Raw genomic sequence first — 20,144 nt, 5'->3', positions numbered from 1 at the left:
GTGTGACTGTTTATGGAAAATGTTTCGTAGTAATTCGTAGCTTTGTTTGCCAATAAAAGGAAGGGACCAATGGGATTACTAGATGCGCTGATGGGGAATGCCAGTGAAGTCAGCATTGATGATGTGCAAGAGCAACTGGCGCCGATGCTGGCTGATAACGAATCCGTTTCAACTGCCTACAGGTTAGTGCGGGACCTTATCGTCTTTACTACCAGCCGGATTGTGCTTATTGATAAACAGGGGATAAGCGGGCGTAAAGTTAATTATCACTCCATTCCTTACAAATCTATCACGCAGTTCAGTGTTGAAACCGCGGGGCATTTTGACATGGACTCAGAGCTTCGGGTGTGGGTATCGGGTCAGGATGGGCCGGTGACTATTGAGCTGAACAAAAAAGCCGCTGCCGGGGTTCAGCATACTCTGGCAAACCAGCTGTTCAGATAAAAAAAAGGCCAGCGTAACGCTGGCCTTTTTGTCATTACCTTTTTATTTAAAAAGTAACGGTGACTGTTGCAGAACATACAGTGCTTGATGCTTCACACACCTGATACTGATAAGTACCACCACCTTTGGTGTTGATTGTGTCAGTATATGCACCATCGTTTGCTGTTGTAGTGATTACCGCGCCGTTGCGATAAACATCAACATTGCTGGTTGTTGCATCACCCCAGGCAAGGTCTACAAGCTGTGTGCCTTTAGACTTATAGCCTGTTGCAGACAGTGTCAGATCACCACCGGTAGGCTCTTCACCTGTACCGCCGCCAGAACCACCTGAACAGCCATTCGCTGTCAGATAAGCACTTGCGTCAGCAGCCTGAACGATACCGTGACCGAAGTAAACATCTTTACCAGCAGCGCCCGCATCACGTGCTGTCGCTTTAAGCGCGCCACGGATGTCTTCACCGGTACACTGAGGATGGTTAGACCATACCAGTGCCGCAACACCTGCTACTGCTGGTGTAGCCATAGACGTACCGCTCATGAAGCCGTAGTCGCTGGCGCCGATGCTGATATCCATCGTGCTTGCAGCAAGTAGCGCATCACGATCTTCAAACGCCGCACCTACTGCAGGAATAGTTGTATCATTGGTTTCACCCAGCGTGCCGTATAGCATGCCCGGTTCGTTGTTGATCACAACCGCACCGATACCACCTGAGCTTTCACAGTTATTTACCTTATCGTAGAAGCTGATGCTACCACGGTCGATTACACAGACTTTACCGGCAGCATTGGCATCAACGCTGTCACCGATACCCATAAAGTACGTGCTGCCTGATGCATCACCGCTGTTTTCCATCGAAGACGCCGCAACGCCTGCGCCATCTGCCGTCAGTGAAGCCATTGTCGCGCCACCTGCAGGATAAGTAGATAGTGTATCTACGCCGCCAGCGGTTGCTTCCACACAGATAGTCTCATCAGAAGTGACGTTCTTGCCACGGCCTGATTCACAGCTTGGATACTGAGAAAAATCTGCAATGTTATCATCGGCATCGTTGGCACCAATCATCATTACCGCAGGGTAACCGGCTGGATACGAACGAACATTGTTGCCATCGTTACCCGCTGCGGCAACAACAAAACCACCATTTTGAACAAAGTCGATGAAGGCATTTTCTTCAGTGCTGTTAGCACCGCCGCCACCAAGACTCATGTTGATGATATTTGCGCCGGCTTGTGAACATTTTTGTGCTGCATAAGCCAGATCTGAAGAGTATCCCCAGCCGCTTTCGTTGAATACTTTGATAATGTGCATATCAACGCCAGGTGCCATACCTACTACACCATAGCCGTTGTCTGCTGCACCGATGGTACCAGCAACGTGGGTACCATGAGGGCCACCATTGTCATACCAGTTGCCTGTGCCCGGATCGTTGTCACCGGTAATGGCAGACCAGACAAAGTCAGAGTTAGAGCTGTCCAGACCAGAGTCGATAACACAGACTTTCATGCCTGCACTTGGATTGAACGTCACCTGATCAGCCTGCGCCTGATAAACTGCGTAAGGCGTAATTTGTGTTGTGGACGGATCGCCAGCATCGTCATTGTACAATGCCATAGGACGACGAACCTGATCCTGTTCTACCAATTTAACATGAGGGTTGTTTAATAATCCTTTTACCTCAGCGAGAGACTTGCCGGAAAATGAAGCTGCAATGAAGCCGTCTGCATCAACCTTGATGTCTCCACCGGCCTGCCTGGCCAGCGCTTTTACTATACCCTTACCGTTATTATCAACCTGGATGATATAGCGGCTTTCGCTTTCACTATTATTTGCCAGAGCTGAAAAACTAAGCGCAACTAATGATGCTGCAAGGGTGGGTTTGATTGTTTTATTAAACATATATTTTTCTTCTTCACTTGTTGAATTGCGTCAAACGGGTGTCGGTTTAAACCAATCTTATTGTGTGTTTCCGAATGACTTCGATGGGTGAATCCCATAACCAACATAAAGGAGTTCTTGATCGCTTTGCAAGTAGAAAAAAGCTAATGTAATGATAAGTGCATTGTTTAGAACAAAAAAAAGGCAAAGGTTGTGATGCCTTTGCCTTTTTTTAACAAAAAGAGAAATGTTTATTTCTCTGGGTGTAAGTTTCTGTTAAAGAAGTTCGTGATTGTCTTGTACAAATGCGTGCCTGTCTGCTTACCGCGGATACTGTGCTTTTTACCCGGATAATCCATGGTTTCAAAGGGCTTAGCCATATCCTGTAAGTGTTTATACAAGCGGGTACTGTGGGTGAATAACACGTTATCGTCAGCCATTCCGTGATAAATCAAAAGCGGACCTTTTAACCCGTCAGCATACGGAAACACGGAAGAGTTAGTATAAGCATCATCATCCTTTGTGGGATTGCCCATGTAACGTTCCGTATAGTGCGTATCGTACAGACGCCAGTCGGTCACCGGCGCACCCGACACGCCTGCCTTGAAATATTCACCTGCTTTGAACATTGTCATGAGTGTCATATAGCCGCCATAACTGTGGCCGTGAACACCGATACGCTGCGGATCAACGTAATCCAGTGAGCGCAAGAATTTAACGCCTTCTACCTGATCGTCTACCTCAACCGTCCCCATCTTTTTGTAGATAGGATCTTCAAATCCCTTACCACGATAGTTAGAGCCGCGATTATCAATGGAGAAAACAACGTAGCCTTGATCAACCCAGTATTGCATCAGCAAGCCGCGATTACCGCCCCATTTATTGGTCACGACCTGTGCATGTGGACCGCCGTATAAAAATACAATCGCCGGACGCTTGGTGCTGGTGTCTTCAGGTTTATATAATCGATAATACAGCGTGGCATCATCAGGGGTCGTAATCGTACCAAATTCTGGCTTGTTCCAGCTATCAAGATAGGGCGTCAGCGGATGGTCGTTATCCAGCTTGTTTTCCTCCAGCCAGGTAATCTGCTTGCCGCTGGCATCATGCAAGCTGACCTGGGGAGGCCGGTTTGCTGTCGAGAACTCATCGACATAAATAGAGCCGTCAGCGGCAAAGTTTATCTCGTGAAAACCCTCGCGCTCGGAAATACGGGTGATTTCGCCACCATCAAGCGTGACGGAATATAAATGGCTTTCCAGTGGCGTATCTTTACGACCAGTAAAATAGATAACACCTTTATCTTCATCGATGGCGCGTACTTTTTCCACGACCCAATTGCCACTGGTTAACTGGCGAGCCAGCTTGCCATCCTGACCAAACAGGTACAGATGTTTAAAGCCGTCTTTCTCAGATGCCCAGATAAACTGATTACACTGCTTTAAAAAGTGCAAATCATCGTGCAGATTCACCCAGGTATCGCTGGTCTCAGTTAACAGCGTTTTCTGTGATTCAGATTGCACATTGTAAGCGCGAAGTTCCAGTTTTTGCTGGTCTCGGCTTTGCCATTGATAGGTAAAAGTCTGACTATCCGGCATCCATTTCCCGCGCGCCAGATAAATGTCTTTCTCTTTGCCTAAATCGACCCACTGGCGTTCTTTGGTTTTTATATTTTCTATGGCCAGCTCGATATTCACATTGGCAGTACCAGCCTTAGGATAACGCTGCTCAATCATCTTAATATCGTCTGCGTAGATTTCTGACCGGGTGATCACCTCAACCGGGCTTTCATCGACTTTGGCAAACGCAATATAACTTTCATCCGGGGCCCACCAGTAGCCTGTCATCCTGCCCATTTCTTCCTGCGCGACAAATTCGGCCATGCCCATTTTGATGTTACCGTCGCCTTCTTTGGTGATGGCGCGTTCTTCACCGGTCGAAATATTCTTAATAAACAGGTTCTGGTCGCGGATAAATGAGATATATGTGCCTTTCGGAGACAGTTTAATATCCGTTTCGAAAGTGTCGGTATCAAGAAGCTGCCGGGCTCCCTTTTCACCCAAACGGTGGTAGTACACGTCGCCGCCTAACGGAAATAACAGCGCAGTGCCGTCTGCAGACCATTCATAACTCACGATCCCTGAGCCTGACAGGCGCATTCTCTCGCGTCGCGCTTTTTCCTCGTCGGATAAGGCCTGATCACCGGGTAACAGTTCCTGCGAATCGAACAGCATCTGCGTCTTTCCTGACGCAACATGGTATTCCCACAAATCCAGCTGGTCGTAGTCAGATGCTTTACCTTTCAAAAAAGTTACTCGCTGTCCATCAGGAGATACTTTAAGATCACGGGGGGCGTTACCGTCCAGGGACGGTGACTCAAAAATTCGCTCAATGGTGAGCGTGTTGGCCGAAACGGCGCTGCTGAGCATAATGGCTCCAATCATTAACGCTTTTTTCATTATTATCTACGCTTTACGCTGTGGATGGTTATCTGATGCAATACAGGATGACATAACGTGAGTGGCAATAAAACCGCTTTAGTCTTGGGCGCTACCGGTTTGGTCGGACAGGCGCTGGTCAAAAAACTGCTGGCAGACAATCGCTACGAATCTATTGTCTGTCTGGTGCGCCGCCCCTTGCCCGAGCGCTACTTTGACGATCCGGAAAAAAAATTGTCGCCCATCGTTATCGATTTTTCTGATTTCCAGGACTATCAGGGATACTTCAGCGTTGACCATGTTTACTGTTGTTTAGGTACCACCATTAAAGCTGCTGGAAGCCGTGCGGCGTTCAGAAAAGTTGACTTTGAATATGTGCATATTGCTGCCCAGCTTGCCCGTGCGCAGCGAGTTAAAAGCTTTGTATGGATTTCATCGGTAGGGGCCAACGCCAATAGCCGTCAATTTTACCTGCGTGTAAAAGGGGAGCTGGAAAACGCCATTATGCGCATGCCGCAATTACAGCATGCTGTGGCGGTCAGACCTTCGCTGCTGCTGGGCGAACGTAACGAGTCCCGCTTATTAGAAGACGTGGGGCAGAAACTGGCTCCGCTGCTTAGAAAGCTCCTGGTCGGCCGGTTTAAAAAGTACCGGCCTGCCTATGCCTCTGAGGTGGCGACCAAAATGATTCAGTTGCAACGATTCACCTGATGGCCAGAGGATTTCAGTGTAAGCAGTTTTTTATTGCGCATGATCTTTGTGCGATGAAGGTCAATACCGACAGTCTGATTTTGGGTAGCTGGGCGACGTCAAAGGGGGCTCAGCAGATTTTGGATGTGGGGTGCGGCTCCGGTATTTTATCGTTAATGATGTGTCAGCGCAGTGCTGACGATGCGCAAGTACTCGCCATTGATATCGCACAGGATGCCATTGTGCAAACCCGGATAAATGCCGATAACAGTCCCTGGTCAGACAGAATACAGGTCAGGCACTGTGGACTTGCCGCGCTGACACCTTCACAACCAATTGATACGATAATCTGTAACCCGCCGTACTTCAGCGATACCAATGTAGGCAATGCGGCTCATCTTGCGCAAAGCGCATCGCGCCAGGCTGCCCGCCATCAGGGCTGTCTGTCTTCGCAGGATTTGTTCATGCACGCTACAAACGTTACGTCATCAACAGCCCGGCTCGCTTGCCTGTATCCAACATCACAACGCGACATAATAATTGCGCATGCAACGCAGCATGACTGGCAGCTTGACCGGGAGTTGACCGTATTTAATAAGCAAGGCGGGCGGTCTCACGTCTCCGCGTTTGAATTTTCAAAGCAACATGGCCGCAGACGAAAAGAAACATTGATTATAAGAGATGAAAAAAATTCGTACACAGACCACTACAAAGCGTTGTGCAAAGATTTTTATCTGGCCTTTTAGCCCTGATAATACCCAGAGAGTATTTACATGGAATCTGTGACTACGGTTATTGCTGAAGGATTTGGTGCACTGGCGGTCATCTTTAATTTTATCGGCTATCGACAAAATGAGGTGAACCATTACCGCGCTATTTCGGCGGTCGCTTTGTTATGTGTCAGCATACATTTCTTTATGCTGGATGCCATGGCGGCCGGGGTAGGGTGCCTTATCGCCAGTATCCGAAATATAGTTGCACTGAAATATCGCAGCACGTTTATCTTGTATCTGTTTGTAGCGCTTAATATTATTTTTCTTCTTATTGAGTGGTTTGTTCTTGAACACGATGCGGTCATCTTTATTGCCTACACCTCGTCGCTCATCTTTACTGTAGGCTCAATTGTCATTGAAGATGTTAAACGTATTCGCCAATGGTTTTTATTGGCAGAGACGCTTGGGCTGATATATGCTGTACTGGTTGGAAGCGTCTTCGGGACGATTTTCAATCTCAGTAACCTCACCAGTATCGTGCTCAAATTGTACCGGGAAGACAAATAATCTGAACGCGATATTCAGTGTAAAGGTATTAAAATTTATAACTGAGTATCGTTTGCGTAATTTATGAGCAGCGCCGACTTGCCTACCCTTACGATAGATCGATTTAAGGTTTATCGTAATGCAACTGGACGGCACTTCTTCTTCCTCACAACCTGTTAAGCCCAGTAATGTTACGCCATTATTCAGGCGGGAGCGTGTGCGCCTGCATGATGGACAGACAACCAGTAAAGCGCTTGAAAGGCGCTGGAATCATCGACTCCAACTACTACTAAAGGCTGAAATTGCTCTGCAAAGGGCGAATCGCTTGCGCGCATTTTCCCTCACCCTTATAGTGTTAGCCGCGTTAACGTTAGGTTTTTCACTCTACACAGCGCCTGTTGTTTTGCCGTGGGTGTTTATTGCAGAAGTCAGTATCATTGGGTTGGGCTGCATCATGTTACCGGCATGTCTCTGGTTTTCCAAAGAGTGCCGTGGCCATCGCGATCAGTTGTCTCGTAAGTTTTATCAGAGCAATCATGAGGTCGAATACCAGGATGATGCGCTGGTTCTTATTAATCGCAGTACGTACACGGCAGTGACAAAGGTGTTATTTACGGACATCTGATTTGGTAAAAAGCCACGCAGGAAGGCGTGCTTTTGTTAGCTTTAACGTCTTCTTTCTGTTCTGTCTGACAATATTAAGTATCGCGTTGCTAATCCCTATGGATTCGGCAGGTCAAATTGTGGCGTCTTATAGTCTGATCATGTTAATTCATATCAGCGCGCGCGAAGCCACACACTTTCATCGCTATCGCCACTACTTCCGTCTGTTCGCACTGCTGGTGGGTCTTGCCCTTACTGTCCGCTATCTGCTCTGGCGCGGATTGTATACATTAGGTACGGCGGATGTTATCTCACTCATCGCTATGTGGATGCTTTTTCTGGCAGAGATCTATGCTGGTATCACACATATAATCAGCTGCCTGGTTAACGTATCGCCACTGACGCGCCCGGAAAAGACCCTCGCTGAATATCCCCCGGCCTCGTTGCCCACGGTGGATATTTTGGTTCCCTCTTATAATGAGCCTCAGGATATTGTAGAAGTGACGCTGCGTGCCGCGCGGCAAATGCATTATCCGGCAGATAAGTTGCGTGTCTATCTGTTGGACGACGGCGGCACACTGCAAAAGCGCACTCAGAACGACGAAGTGGCCGCGCAGGCAGCAATTCATCGGGCGAAAGCGCTTAAAGCACTGTGTCGTCGTGTGGGCGCCGGCTATATCAGCCGGGATAAAAACGAACGGGCAAAAGCGGGCAACGTTAATCATGCACTGGGCGAAACACAAGGTGACCTGGTGGTCATTCTTGATGCTGATCACGTGCCTACTGCTGATTTTCTTAACTACACCGTGCCATGGATGATATCCAATCCAAAAACCTTTCTGGTCCAAACGCCGCATTTTATGGCCAATCCTGATCCGGTCGAGCGAAACTATTTTTCTGCCTTCACGCGGATGCCTTCTGAAAATGATATGTTTTACGGGACCATTCAGCGTGGACTGGATTTCTGGAATGCCTCGTTTTTTTGCGGCTCTGCAGCGGTACTGCGCCGTTCACATCTGGCACAGGTAGAAGGCTTGTCTGGTCAGTCGGTCACAGAGGATGCTGAAACTGCCTTTGACCTGCATGCCCTGGGTTATGAGTCAGTGTATGTGAACCGACCGATGGTAAGTGGTCTGGCGCCCGAAACCCTGGATGCTTTTATTCAGCAAAGAATGCGCTGGGCACAGGGTATGACGCAAATTCTGCTGCTGAAAAAGCCGCATAATGCGCAGGGCTTGTCGTGGTTTCAGCGCTTTGGCTACCTAAGCTCAATTTTATTCTGGCTGTTTCCCTTTGCCCGCATTGTTTTTTTATTTATGCCGCTGGCTTATCTGGTGTTTGGTTTACAGATATACCGGGCGTCATTAATTGAAATCATCGCTTTTACCCTGCCGCATGTTATTGCAACCTATCAGCTTTCAACACTCTTATTCGGGCGAACACGCTGGCCACTTGTTTCTGAGCTGTACGAAATCCTGCAATGTGTGTTTACTTTTCGCGCCCTGCTCAAGGTGTTTCGCAATCGTACCGCCCCTTCTTTTATTGTGACGCCAAAAGGAAAGAGTCTGGAAAAAAGTTTTATCTCGCCGTTATCCGGTGTGTTTTATGCCTTAATTGCGCTGACTCTGGCGGGAACGGTGGCGGGTCTGGAAAAACTGGTTAGCGATACTCTGACCCGCGACCTTACTATTGTGGTGCTGTTCTGGAATGTATTTAACCTGGTCCTGCTTGTCAGTGTGCTGGGCGTGTTAATTGAGCGACGCCAGGTGCGTGAGCAGTCCCGGCTTCCGGCCAGTGATGAGGTGACATTACAGGGGGAGGATGGCCGCGCCTGGGTCGGACAGGTCAGCGACATGTCGCTGGGCGGAGCGCGTGTGAGGTTACAGGCGAAATGGCAGCAGCTGCCTGAACATGTGTCGCTGATCAGCTGGTCTGCGTCAGCCGGACGCAATGTGGTGTTACCCTGTAAGCTATTGTTCTACGACCCGTCTACCGGCATGGTTCGATTCCGCTTTATTCGCGAATCAGATAAAATATGGGACGATATTATTGCCTATACCATGGGCGACAGCCGTCGCTGGCAAAGTTTTCAGCGTCGCCGTATGCGGCCTGTTTCCTATTGGTACGGCTTTACACATGTATTGAATGTAAGTTTCAGACCGGTGCTCCAGCATGGCTGGATGCAGTTAAAGCGTATATGGGCCCAGGAAAAAGCAGTTAAGGAATAAAAATGAAAACAATTCTGACAGGCGCTCTGGTAGCCCTACTATTGGCCTTTACAGCGCACGCGCAACAAACTTCAGAGGCGCGGCTCTCTTCTTTTTACCCCGGAGACAGTACGTTACGCTTGCAGGGTAAGCAGGCGACCGCAACGTTATCAGTGCCCCTGGCCGCTGGTCAGACGGTACAAAGTGCCACTATCAGTATTGATGCGGTTAACTCCAAAGCATTAATTAAGTCCCGGTCAATTCTAAATGTCCGGTTCAACAATGCCACCATCGGCCAAATTCATTTGGATCCAGAGCGGCCTGCTATCAACTCACAGGTTAATATTCCGGCCAGCCTGTGGCGAGCCGGCTTCAACAATCTAACATTCGCAGTCAGTCAGCATTATGCCAATCAGTGTGTGGATGGTGGGGCGCCTGAATTATGGAGTGAAATAAACCTTTATAATTCAATGCTGTCAGTTAAAACTGAGAGTGCGCAGACAGTGCCGGTTTTACAGGACTTATCAGGCTATTTTTCTCCGGGCATCGGGGCCCAGCAAACTGTCACTCTGGTGACTGTTGAAGACGATGACAAGGATGTTTTCACACACAGTTTACCCGGCGTGGCGCAGGCACTGGCATTGCGCAATCAGTACAAACCGCTGAGCGTTTCTTATCAGCAGGCAGACAAACAGGTCTCATTTCCTGACCTCTCAGAAAACGAACAATGGAATGACGCATTAAAACAGCGCTATCGTGAAAGTAGCTGGTATATATCTGATGCTAAGCCCCATCAGCTTCATGTGTTAATCGGCACAAATACAGCGCTGGAGCCGTTTCTCAGTAAAGCGTTATATCAGCGTATTTCTGGTCCGTTCATTGCGATGGATCAGACGCCCGCCGTAAACAGTGGGCAATCAACAATTGTAGCTAAGGCTACCCGATTAATTGTAACTGGCGAAACAGCAGAGCAGGTCAGGCAGGCAGCACTGACACTGGGGGTGATGGATGATGCGCTGAATCCGGGAGCCGCACTTGCAATGCGGGTAAATGATAGCAGTCTGGTAACGGTTTCTGACCGGTCACTTCGCCCTGGTCAGGAATATACGTTTGCGCAGATCGGCCACAGCGATATCGTGATGCGCGGTGAGGACAGTTTTTCTCAACCGCTTACTTTTTATTTGCCGGCAGATTTTTATGTCCCTGAAAATGCCAGCGTTTCACTTAATCTGGATTTTGGTTATGGCGCTGCATTCGGGCCCGGCTCAATGATGAATATACTGGTTAACGGAGAGCTGGTTCACGGTTTAACGCTGGCGAATCCCAATGGCGAGTTTTTTCGCAATTATGAGCTGGAAATTCCCGCGCGGCACCTGCGCGGCGGCATAAACCGCATCGATTTCGACGTCGTGATGAGGGCGCCCGTTACCGGTCAGGCCTGTGATGATATCAGCGGCTCTCACCTGATTTTTCAGCTCAGAAACAGCTCGGCTATTGCATTGCCAGAAGCCGGACAGGTGGCCACGCAACCGGATTTGGCGTTATTCAGAGATACGGCTTTCCCGTTTGCCAGAGGCGATAACACTATGCCTGTTTCTATTTACGTGAATGACAAAGGCATGACCGGTGCAGCGCTCACTTTGGCGGCGAAATTAGCGCAGGTTGCCGGTGTACCACTGCCTGCCATCAGCATCGAGCAAGGTCTTCAGGAGAACCTGACTGATAACGCAATAATCCTAAGTACACCTGACGCCTTACCGGAAAGATTCGCAACGGATTATTCGACATCTCTGACTGCTACGAAGCGCTGGCCTTACCGGCTACAAAACGAATTACACAACCGTATTCGCAAGGTGGCAGATGATAAAAATCATGCACCGCTTCTTACGAAAGGCGCAACTACCCAGCAAAGCGGGCTGGAAAACATGGCGGTATTGATTGCAGAGAAAAACCCGGCCGCTGAGAACACCGGCAATGTCTACATCATCGCCACCCAAACGCCAGAGCTGATGGCTGCCCGTATTAATGAACTGGTAAGCCTGAGTCTTTGGGGGCAATTGGCCGGGGACTTTTTCAGCTGGCAGGATGCGCAGGAGCCGCTACTGGCTATGCAGGTGGCAGAGCAGTTTGAAATAGGTGAAGCAGGAAATAGCTGGCTATCGTTACGTATGTGGCTATCTAATAATCCCTGGTACTGGCTGGTGGTCGTTGCATTGATTGTTATTATCAGTACATTCATTGCTGTTTTGTTATTGCGCCGCAGAAATAAAGCGATGACGGAGCAGTGGTAATGAAAAAGCTTATTTCTGTCTTTGCCTTAACTGTGATGCTCTTGTCTTTCGGTTGTAGCGAAAAACAGCAGACGCCATTTAGCAAAGACTGGGAAGTATTTGCCGAACGCTTTTACGAACGAGGCAGAATTGTTGATACGGGCAATGATGATGTCTCACACAGTGAAGGGCAGGGCTACGGCATGCTGTTTGCGGCAGCAGCGGGTGATAAAATGCGCTTCGATGAGATGTGGCGTTGGACCCAGCAGACGTTGCAGCGAGATGATGGTTTGTTCAGCTGGCGTTACCGGCCATGTCCTGAACATAACGCAGCCTGTGTGGATGACCCGAATAACGCCACTGACGGTGATATTCTGATTGCGTGGGCGCTGCTTCGAGCCGCTCAGGTATGGGACAGCCAGACCTATCGCCAGCGGGCCATTACGATTCTCAATGCTATTGAAGATAAGCTGGTAGTAAAGCGACACAACACACTTCTGCTGTTACCCGGTGAGAAGGGCTTTCTGCACAGCGAACATGTGGAGCTTAATCTGAGCTACTGGGTATTTCCGGCCTTTAATGATTTTTATACATTAACAGGACAACCCATCTGGCAATCATTGCAGGCGCAGGGTGAAAGGCTGGTTCGTCAGGCCCGGTGGGGCGAGCACAAGCTACCTACAGACTGGATGACCTTTTCGCAAAGTAAGTTAACCCCCGATAATTCGCAGCACACATTATATGGCTACAATGCTTGCCGGATCCCGTTATATCTGGTGTGGCAAAACGACTTTGATGCCGGGGTATTATCCCCGTTTTTAGCGTTTTACGATCAGGCGTCAGTGCCTGCAACGGTAGATGTAAAGACCGGAGAAACAGCGCAATATGAGTGGTCGGCTGGTATGCAGGCCGTTGCTGGTGTAGTGGCGTACCGTGCTGGTCAGGCACCGAGACGCCCTGCTTATGCTTTGGGTAACGAGCAGGACTATTATTCTGCCAGCCTGATAATGCTCAGTGAACTGGCTTTGCTGGATACTCAGCGTTAATGATAAAAAGATATGCGACGACCGTGTTTGTCGGGTTTCTGAGCACATCAACCGGCGCCCAGGTGGTCACTGACTATCAGCATGACAATGTTGGTCCAAAAGAGGTGACCAACGCACCGCAGGTAACACCCGTGGATGCGCCTGACACTACTGGCGTGTGGTACCACATTAGCCAGCAAGAAGTGAACTATGCAAATCAGGCCTTTGCTCGTTTGCAGGCAGAACATCCGGACTGGCAGCCTTCAAAGGCACTTGTTGAGGCGTTGGCCGCCTTGCAAAGCAAACCGAACACCGATGCAGTGGTCGCTGACAATGACACATCAGTCAAGCCTGCAGCAACCCTGTTTTCTCAGCTGGCGTCGATGAGCGAAGCGCAGCGAAAGCAGGTCGATACCAGCTTTTTACAGCGCGCAGTGGCAGAAGCAAACGAAGCAAAAAATGCAGATTTTCACGCCTTACTGGGCTGGACATTTCTGTTGCAGCAACGCTATTTTTCAGCGGTCAGTGAGTTTGCCCGTGCGCAACGGTTATCGCCGTCAGATTCAAACATGCAGGGACGTACTCTGGCTGTCACCGGTCTGCTTGATGCAGCTTTGCGTAAAGGCGATATCCCCCGGATAAAAAAAATACGAGAAAGCTATTCAGATATTCCCCTGAATGAGCAAATAACAAATGCGGGCTGGGAATTTTATAATGCGCAGAAATTCGACCAGGCTCTGACTTATTTTACACTCAGTAATTTTACCAAAGGCCAGGTGCTGGCACTTTCACGACTCGGCAAGACTGACAAAGCGGCAGAAATTGCCTGTTCACAAGACCAGCATCAATCCCTGCGGGAGCATTGCGCCAGTTACTGGTCACTGCAGCAATCAGAACGTTATCAGCGTAATGCATTTGAGCAAAGTCTTAACGCAGCCAACAGCATTGAGCAAATCCGAGCACTCACCCCGGGAGAAACAGAGCTTCGGGCGTGGGCACAATTAAAAAGTGGGCAACATGCACAAGCGGTAGCGTCTTTTAAAGCGTTGTTGACGTCGCAGCCCGATAATCAGGATTTCGCTTATGCGTTATTGTCGGCGGCGCCAGAGAGTGAACACGACTCGCTGATGCAACGCTTTTCCGCAGTCAAAACGCTGCTCGAGGCAACGCATCATCAACAAGCCTGGCAGCGAAAGCAATTTCTGCTGGCAGCAATGGATGACGATGACGCTAATGCCACACCACACGATTATGGGCTATCTGTGTACGCCGGTAGCAGTGGTCGCCAGCGCTCCGGTGCGCAAGGGTTGGGGAATTTTGATATTTTACGCGGCAACATTGGGATCACCGACGTCATTGACCGACTGCGTTGGGATATAAGGTTGGATTATGAGCAGCTTTACAGCGGGGCGCCTGCTGCAGACAGCTGGTTCGGTGATGGACAGGTATCGGATGTTTTTGGAGGGATCACGGGGTTCGAGGATACCGGTCTGCATAGCAGTATTCAGTACGAGGCCAGGGCACTAACCCTTTACGGCGAGCTCAACTATGCGCTTTTTTCACAGCCCGTTGAGGCCAAACCCACGGGGCAGTTGTCCGGTACCTGGTTTTCTGACCGTGCAGTGAGCGCCATTAATGTTTATAAATTGCGTGTCGAAGATAGCCTGTTAAGTATGGGCTCTGCCTTTTTTGAATATAGTGATGAGGCATTCGGCGGTGTGCATAAGCGTGGGGTGCGGGGGCTTTATTCCAGATTGCTTGCCGATAATACTGCGCTGTCGGTAAGTGGTGTCGCAGATACTTATGAAGGCACCTTTACCACCAGTAATCAGCATAGCGGTGTGCGGCTGGATCTGAGTTACGATATTGCTGATGCGGCATCTGACAGAATTGATTACTGGCGTATCGGTCCGTTTGTAAGCTGGGAAGGGTTTGCGAAAAACCGTTCCGGTTTTACCCGCGGTCATGGTGGATATTTCAGTCCCCAGGATCTGTGGTCCACAGGAATACATACCGAACTGCTGACAAACGAAGGTGCGCACTGGCAGGTAAAAGCTTCGGTGAACGCAGGCTATAATTGGATCCGCGAACAGCGTGCAGAGCGCTTTCCTGCATCACTTTCATATACTGCCAGTACCACTATTCCCGCTTCGACCAGTAGCGGTCTGGCCGGTCAGTTTACCCTTGAAGGGCAGTACAAAGTGTCGCCCCACTGGCTGGTGGCTGGCTACGTACAAAAAGCATATGCCGTAGAATATCAGGCAGTTTGGGCGGGATTGGAACTTCGCTGGCATGCGGGGCATGCCGCAGGCGTGACCAGCGACACCCTGTTATTAAATGATGCCGCTGTATCAGGATATGTTTTCTAACGTTTTATCAGCCTGCTCGTTTGCTGCGGCGCACCAAAAAGAGGGCGGCAAACGCCAGGATCAAACCGGTGGCAGGCTCGCTCACTGAGGTAAATCCGGCAAAACCATAGTTGTTAATCTGACCGGTATTTTCGTTGTCTGCAGAACGCAGGCTCTTAACAATCAAATTGCCATCTATGTGCCCATCTGAAAAGGTAACATCAGCTAACGGCGCAAGAATACTGCCCTTGAAGCCAATGCCATTCATCACCAGCGATGTCGCATCAACAAAGTTGAATAATACCCGTTCGTTATATAATCCCGCATGGCGATCTTCTTGCTCGCCATTAGAGTCATTGTCAGGGAATTTCTGGTCATCCGGCAGGTGGAAGCCTGTATTAAATAGCTCTACAGCCTCACCCATCACATTGATAATGGCGTAACTGGTATCAGGGATATCAATGGTGATTTTCTTATTCGGAGACGATAGGGTTTGCGCATCGATTGAAAACACATTGATATCGTTTGTGCCGCTGAAATTCAGTCCCCATAGCTCGTTTGCATCGTTAATACCAAGTTCTACCTCTGCGTTAGTGCTGTAAGCGCCCCATAATGAGGACTTGAACAGGACCTCTGCGTTGGTTGCAGCAAAATCAAAGCTATCTTCCTGATAGAACGCATTGGTATTGTGCGTGTCAGGATCGTTGTAGAGCCCGACGGTTTCATCAATATCAATATTGCCCGCGGCAACCGCATCGCCGTTATACACGCGCGAATTACGCATTTTTGCATCACCGCCACCGACGAGAACCGGTTTGCTGCCCTGATTGTTAAGCTGCAGGCCCAAACCATAATTATCGAGCGTAAGGTTTCCGCCAACAGCAAGACGGCCTTCGACATCAGAGTGAGTACCCTGCATATCTTCCATGATATAGGCGTTGAAATCGGCGGCCTGACCAATGTAAAACGGGCCCGCCACAGCTGGAATTGAGGTTAGTATAAGTGTGGCAGAGATAATCCCTTGCTTAACTGCTTTCATAACTGCTCCGTGACACTCAATGTTTTCGTCGTAATTGTAAGAGTGTTTAAAATATAAACTGCTTTGATTTTAAGCGTTAAGCTGATGAAATACTAGATGAACCTGCATACTGACCAAAAAAAAAGCGCAGCCAATGCTGCGCTTTTTCGCTTATTTAACTAAAAGACGGGGTTAGTCTTTCTTAACCAATACAGACACTTTGTCTATGCCTGCTATTTTAACCTGGTTCATCACTTCAACTACGATACCTTCCTCGGTATCTTCATGGGCCTGAATAGCCGCTGTATCAGTGTTATTTTCAGCCAGAAAGGTTTGCGCGTTAGCAACAACGCGGCGAACGTCAACCTGACGGCCACCCATCAGAATCTGACCAGTTTCGTCAATACGAATTGAAAGCGACTTAGAAGGCTTGTTGTTATTCGACTGATTGTCTTCAGGACGGTTAACATCAAGGCTCTTCTCTTTAACGAAAGACGTGGTAACAATGAAGAAGATCAACATGATGAACACAATGTCCAACATGGGCGTCATGTCAACCTGAGCCTCGTCCTCAGCAGATGTATGCTTTTTTCTTTTCATCTTGTATTCTTTCTTCTCTACAGTTTGAACACACTAGTATACTGCTTGTGACCAAAGATTTTAACCTTTTTGTCAAAACTTGTGTGTCTGTTTAACACTCGTTCCTGGCCTGCAGCCACTTTTTGTTATCTTCGCGCCGTCAGGTAGGCTTTCTGGCTGTCGCCATTCCCAGCTGATAAAAGTATGTCATTAAGCGCTGGTTCGCCTCAGCTCGCAAATTACCATGAGGATAAATGCCAAGTCTAGCCTCAGTGGACATTTTTGTGCCCTGCACCAGAAAGGCGTTTTTAATTTGCTGATCCTGGATGCAGGCTTCAAACGCGCGTGCTGCCATCTCCTGCGGCATAGCATAATAATACATTTTTAACGCACGATCAGCTTCTATAGATCGTTTAAGATAGGCACTGGGCGATCCGTGGGGATCTAAAAACAGGGTTTCAAAGCAGGCACACAACTGATTATTCAGTGGGTGTGCGGTATGGGGGGCATCGTCCACCCACGCCTGAGAGGCAAAATGGCCGTGATCCAGGCCGGGAAATACTTTGCCTGCGATATAGTGATCAAATGCATGAAACCATTCGTGGGCGAGCGCGCCACCGCCGGCATTCTTAGCCAACGCCAGTTGCCGCTTCTGGCTGTTATAGTGTGCACTGCTGTGTTTTTGCCCGCCACTGCCAAAGGCCAGCGCCAGCGTGCCGTTTAACGAAATAACCGGCTCCCGGACCTGCAGAATATCAGCAAGGTCATACAGTGCATCAAAAAACAGATTCGCGGCCAGTTGTTGCTCAGCGGCGGTAACCCAGCGCCCTATGGTGATGCTGGAAAAGTTAAACAGCTTACGAATGTCATTAAAACTGACATCAGCACCATCGCGGTGTGAAGGCCCGTTGCGAAAATATTCACGATGAAGTCGGCCTGGCTGGTGCACTACTGACCCATTTCCTCAAGTAGCTGGTGGCACCAGTTGTGAATGCGCTCATCTGTCAGATCATATTGATTCTCATCATCCAGACTCAGTCCCACAAACTGACTTTTGTCTGCTGTGAGCGCTTTTGACTCGGCAAAGTCGTAGCCCTGATTCGGCCAGTAGCCAATGATATTACACCCACTTGGCGCAATCGCGTCATGCAACATGCCCAGTGCATCCTGAAACCAGTCAGCGTAGCCGATTTGATCACCTAAGCCATACAGCGCGACAATTTTATCCTGCAATGCCAGTTTATACACATCCTCCCAATGAGATTCCCAGTCTTCCTGTAGTTCGCCAAAATCCCAGGTGGATATGCCAAAAATGATGATATCGTAGTCTTCACAATGTTTAAGATTTACATCCTGAATGTTGTGAATACTGACAATCTGCTCATCGAAAAGCGAATTAAGTTGTGCCTGTATTTTCTCCGCTGCCATCTCTGTGTAACAGGTAGTCGACCCGTAAAATAAGCCGATGGAAAGGGCAGGTTCGCTCATTGTGATACCTTATTTAATTTAATCATCGTCATGGTGTGGCGGAAATTCTATCGTGTCTTGGTCTGCGCACAAAGCCCTGCATACCGCGGGTTCATCATCCTGGTTGAGAATAAGCTGCCCCACCGCGCTGTGATTGAGCAATGTATCAGCTCCTTTGGTATCAATTTCCCGTGCCCGGACCGACATCTTTCTGCGCCGGGTAAATACATTCAGCGGCGAGTGGCGGCTATACAGCCACCGGTTCAGTGTTTCTAACTTCTTCAATAATTTGTCAGGAAACGTATTTTTCAGGCCACTGCAGGTAAACTGGGTGATATGCGGACTGTTTCGCCGGAATCGCAAACGGACATCGTACACAAACGAATAATGCACATCGCCTGAAAGAATAATAAAGGACGGTGGCGTTTTATAATGCCTGAAAATATTCAGGATAACATTGGCGGTGCCTTTATGGGCCATCCAGTTTTCAGCGTCCACTGTCAGCGCTTTGCCGAAAAACGTAAAGACCTTTTGAATGGCTTCTATAAATTTCACCCCATAGATCGGGGCGGCTGACACCACAATCACAGACTGTTTACCGATGATTTCCTGCTGAAATTCACATAATGCTTCCCAGTCCATCAAGCCGGAAGGTTTATCCAGGCTGGATTCTGAGCGCCAGCGCCGGGTGCGGGTATCCAGAACACACACCGGCGGTGAAGTCGCCAGCGTGTAATGCCACTGCTCAAACTCAAACAAGGTGTCGATAAATGCATCATGTTCCATCAGTCCATTTGCTGTGAACTGCTCAGCCGCCTTACTGACAATATCATCAAACGCAGCAGGCTGATTCCCCCAGCCCTGGCAAAGCCAGTAACCAATCAACGCATTACCCACCATTCTTTTAGAAAGTGGATTACCATAGACCTGTTCTTCCCAGCCGCGCGTAAGATTCCAGTCGTCAGTGACATCATGATCATCAAAGATCATATACACCGGCAGATGTGCCAGCGCGCGTCTGACCCGTGGCAGGCCGGCAGCGAATTTTTCTATCTGCTCCTGCTCCTGTGCAAACTGGTCCTGATAGGCATCAGGTACGCGATCTTTATCAAAACTAACATCACGCCACAGTACATCCGACCACACCAGAATATACATTGCGATGACTTCTGATAAAGAAATCAGATGGTTATGTGCATTAACTGAGGTGAAAACCGGTTTTTTCTTTGCCCCGAAAAACAATTTCGACAGTGCTGTGTTTAGTTCTATCTGAGGTAAAATGTTTTCGCGTTGATAAAAGTTGAATTCGTGACCAGACAGTTGTGACGTATTGTCGATCACGGCGCCGTCAAGATCTTCGTGAAACAGTCCAAGCTTGTCGACGACCTGCTCGATGGCCTGAAGCATCGGGCCGGCCACATCGTCACAATAGACCTGATCCCCTGTCATCAGGAGCATATCCGGGCGCTTAGTTTGCCCCTGTCTTTCCTGTTCAATAAGCTGGTCAACCCGCAGCAGGGCATCATCCACCGGATGGTGGGGTTTGCGGCAGGATCCGTGCAGTACATCGGATAATTCAGTGTCAAAGCGAAAGTTCAGTTGTTCATCATCAGTGTACAGTAATGCGGTTCGCTCTTGGTCCCACCTGGCATTTATCTGTTCATCAGCAAAGTTGATGCGGTACCGATAGAGCTCACCCGGTGTAAGGTCAGTTTCCAGAGCAAGGGTTATCAATTGTACGAAAGCATTGCTGCCAACCTGAACTATCTGCGATTCAGTCCGGCCACTTAGTGGCGCCTCGGCTGAAACCGTCAGGTCCGCTGGCTGGTCATGGGTTGTGATCATCCACACCGTCACTGACCGTTCAGTCACTTGGCGCAAAATGGGTCCGGCCACAATGCAGGGAAGACTCGTGTCGCT

At 49.0% G+C, this 20,144-nt stretch carries 16 protein-coding genes; 9 read left to right on the top strand and 7 right to left on the bottom strand.

All coding sequences use genetic code 11. The features are described 5' to 3' along the window. The first annotated feature begins 69 nt into the window (after positions 1-69). Positions 70-444 (top strand): PH domain-containing protein, encoded by a 375-nt coding sequence (locus HHX48_RS14560; protein ID WP_191026160.1) that lies wholly within the window; start codon positions 70-72, stop codon positions 442-444. Positions 445-490: 46 nt separating this feature from the next. Here HHX48_RS14560 and HHX48_RS14555 read toward each other — a convergent pair whose 3' ends face one another. Both HHX48_RS14555 and HHX48_RS14550 read right to left on the bottom strand, forming a co-directional pair. Continuing rightward, positions 491-2,341 (bottom strand): S8 family serine peptidase, encoded by a 1,851-nt coding sequence (locus HHX48_RS14555; protein ID WP_191026159.1) that lies wholly within the window; start codon positions 2,339-2,341, stop codon positions 491-493. Positions 2,342-2,571: 230 nt separating this feature from the next. Next, positions 2,572-4,779 (bottom strand): S9 family peptidase, encoded by a 2,208-nt coding sequence (locus HHX48_RS14550; RefSeq protein ID WP_191026158.1) that lies wholly within the window; start codon positions 4,777-4,779, stop codon positions 2,572-2,574. A gap of 57 nt (positions 4,780-4,836) precedes the next feature. Here HHX48_RS14550 and HHX48_RS14545 point away from each other — a divergent pair, with 57 nt between their 5' ends. From HHX48_RS14545 to HHX48_RS14510, 8 genes are all read left to right on the top strand, one after another. After that, entirely contained in the window at positions 4,837-5,469 is a 633-nt protein-coding gene (locus HHX48_RS14545) for an NAD(P)H-binding protein (protein WP_191026157.1), read from the top strand. Then, entirely contained in the window at positions 5,469-6,194 is a 726-nt protein-coding gene (locus HHX48_RS14540) for a tRNA1(Val) (adenine(37)-N6)-methyltransferase (RefSeq protein WP_191026156.1), read from the top strand. The genes HHX48_RS14545 and HHX48_RS14540 overlap by 1 nt, the downstream gene beginning before the upstream one ends. A 27-nt stretch (positions 6,195-6,221) precedes the next feature. Next, positions 6,222-6,728 carry a YgjV family protein gene (locus HHX48_RS14535; RefSeq protein WP_191026155.1) on the top strand — a complete coding sequence of 169 codons (507 nt, stop codon included), beginning with the start codon at positions 6,222-6,224 and terminating at the stop codon, positions 6,726-6,728. A 118-nt stretch (positions 6,729-6,846) separates the two neighbouring features. Further along, on the top strand, positions 6,847-7,332 hold the full coding sequence (locus HHX48_RS14530; RefSeq protein WP_191026154.1) for a hypothetical protein: 486 nt from the start codon (positions 6,847-6,849) through the stop codon (positions 7,330-7,332). Position 7,333: 1 nt separating this feature from the next. Then, positions 7,334-9,538, top strand: a complete 2,205-nt coding sequence (bcsA, locus tag HHX48_RS14525) for a UDP-forming cellulose synthase catalytic subunit (RefSeq protein WP_223858420.1) — start codon at positions 7,334-7,336, stop codon at positions 9,536-9,538. A 2-nt stretch (positions 9,539-9,540) separates the two neighbouring features. After that, a complete protein-coding gene (locus tag HHX48_RS14520; RefSeq protein WP_191026153.1) occupies positions 9,541-11,808 on the top strand; it encodes a cellulose biosynthesis cyclic di-GMP-binding regulatory protein BcsB in 2,268 nt (755 codons plus the stop codon). Further along, a complete protein-coding gene (locus tag HHX48_RS14515) occupies positions 11,808-12,833 on the top strand; it encodes a glycosyl hydrolase family 8 (RefSeq protein ID WP_191026152.1) in 1,026 nt (341 codons plus the stop codon). Before HHX48_RS14520 ends, HHX48_RS14515 begins: the two co-directional genes overlap by 1 nt. Then, positions 12,833-15,181, top strand: a complete 2,349-nt coding sequence (locus HHX48_RS14510) for a cellulose synthase subunit BcsC-related outer membrane protein (protein ID WP_191026151.1) — start codon at positions 12,833-12,835, stop codon at positions 15,179-15,181. The genes HHX48_RS14515 and HHX48_RS14510 overlap by 1 nt, the downstream gene beginning before the upstream one ends. 7 nt (positions 15,182-15,188) lie before the next feature. On the opposite strand, the gene HHX48_RS14505 is transcribed toward HHX48_RS14510, so the two are convergent. From HHX48_RS14505 to HHX48_RS14485, 5 genes are all read right to left on the bottom strand, one after another. After that, a complete protein-coding gene (locus tag HHX48_RS14505) occupies positions 15,189-16,199 on the bottom strand; it encodes a choice-of-anchor A family protein (protein WP_191026150.1) in 1,011 nt (336 codons plus the stop codon). A gap of 171 nt (positions 16,200-16,370) precedes the next feature. Further along, complete coding sequence (locus HHX48_RS14500; protein ID WP_191026149.1) at positions 16,371-16,778, bottom strand: ExbD/TolR family protein; 408 nt, start codon at positions 16,776-16,778, stop codon at positions 16,371-16,373. A gap of 139 nt (positions 16,779-16,917) precedes the next feature. Then, positions 16,918-17,706 (bottom strand): CLCA_X family protein, encoded by a 789-nt coding sequence (locus tag HHX48_RS14495; protein ID WP_191026148.1) that lies wholly within the window; start codon positions 17,704-17,706, stop codon positions 16,918-16,920. Further along, positions 17,706-18,245: a flavodoxin FldB gene (gene fldB, locus HHX48_RS14490; protein WP_191026147.1), complete on the bottom strand. Its 540-nt coding sequence runs from the start codon at positions 18,243-18,245 to the stop codon at positions 17,706-17,708. Before fldB ends, HHX48_RS14495 begins: the two co-directional genes overlap by 1 nt. Positions 18,246-18,263: 18 nt before the next feature. After that, a complete protein-coding gene (locus tag HHX48_RS14485) occupies positions 18,264-20,123 on the bottom strand; it encodes a DUF7800 domain-containing protein (RefSeq protein WP_450098944.1) in 1,860 nt (619 codons plus the stop codon). Positions 20,124-20,144 lie beyond the last annotated feature (21 nt).

The organism is Salinimonas profundi (assembly GCF_014750655.1).
Classification (GTDB): Bacteria; Pseudomonadota; Gammaproteobacteria; order Enterobacterales; family Alteromonadaceae; genus Alteromonas; species Alteromonas profundi_A.
This window is presented reverse-complemented; position numbering and strand designations above follow the sequence as displayed.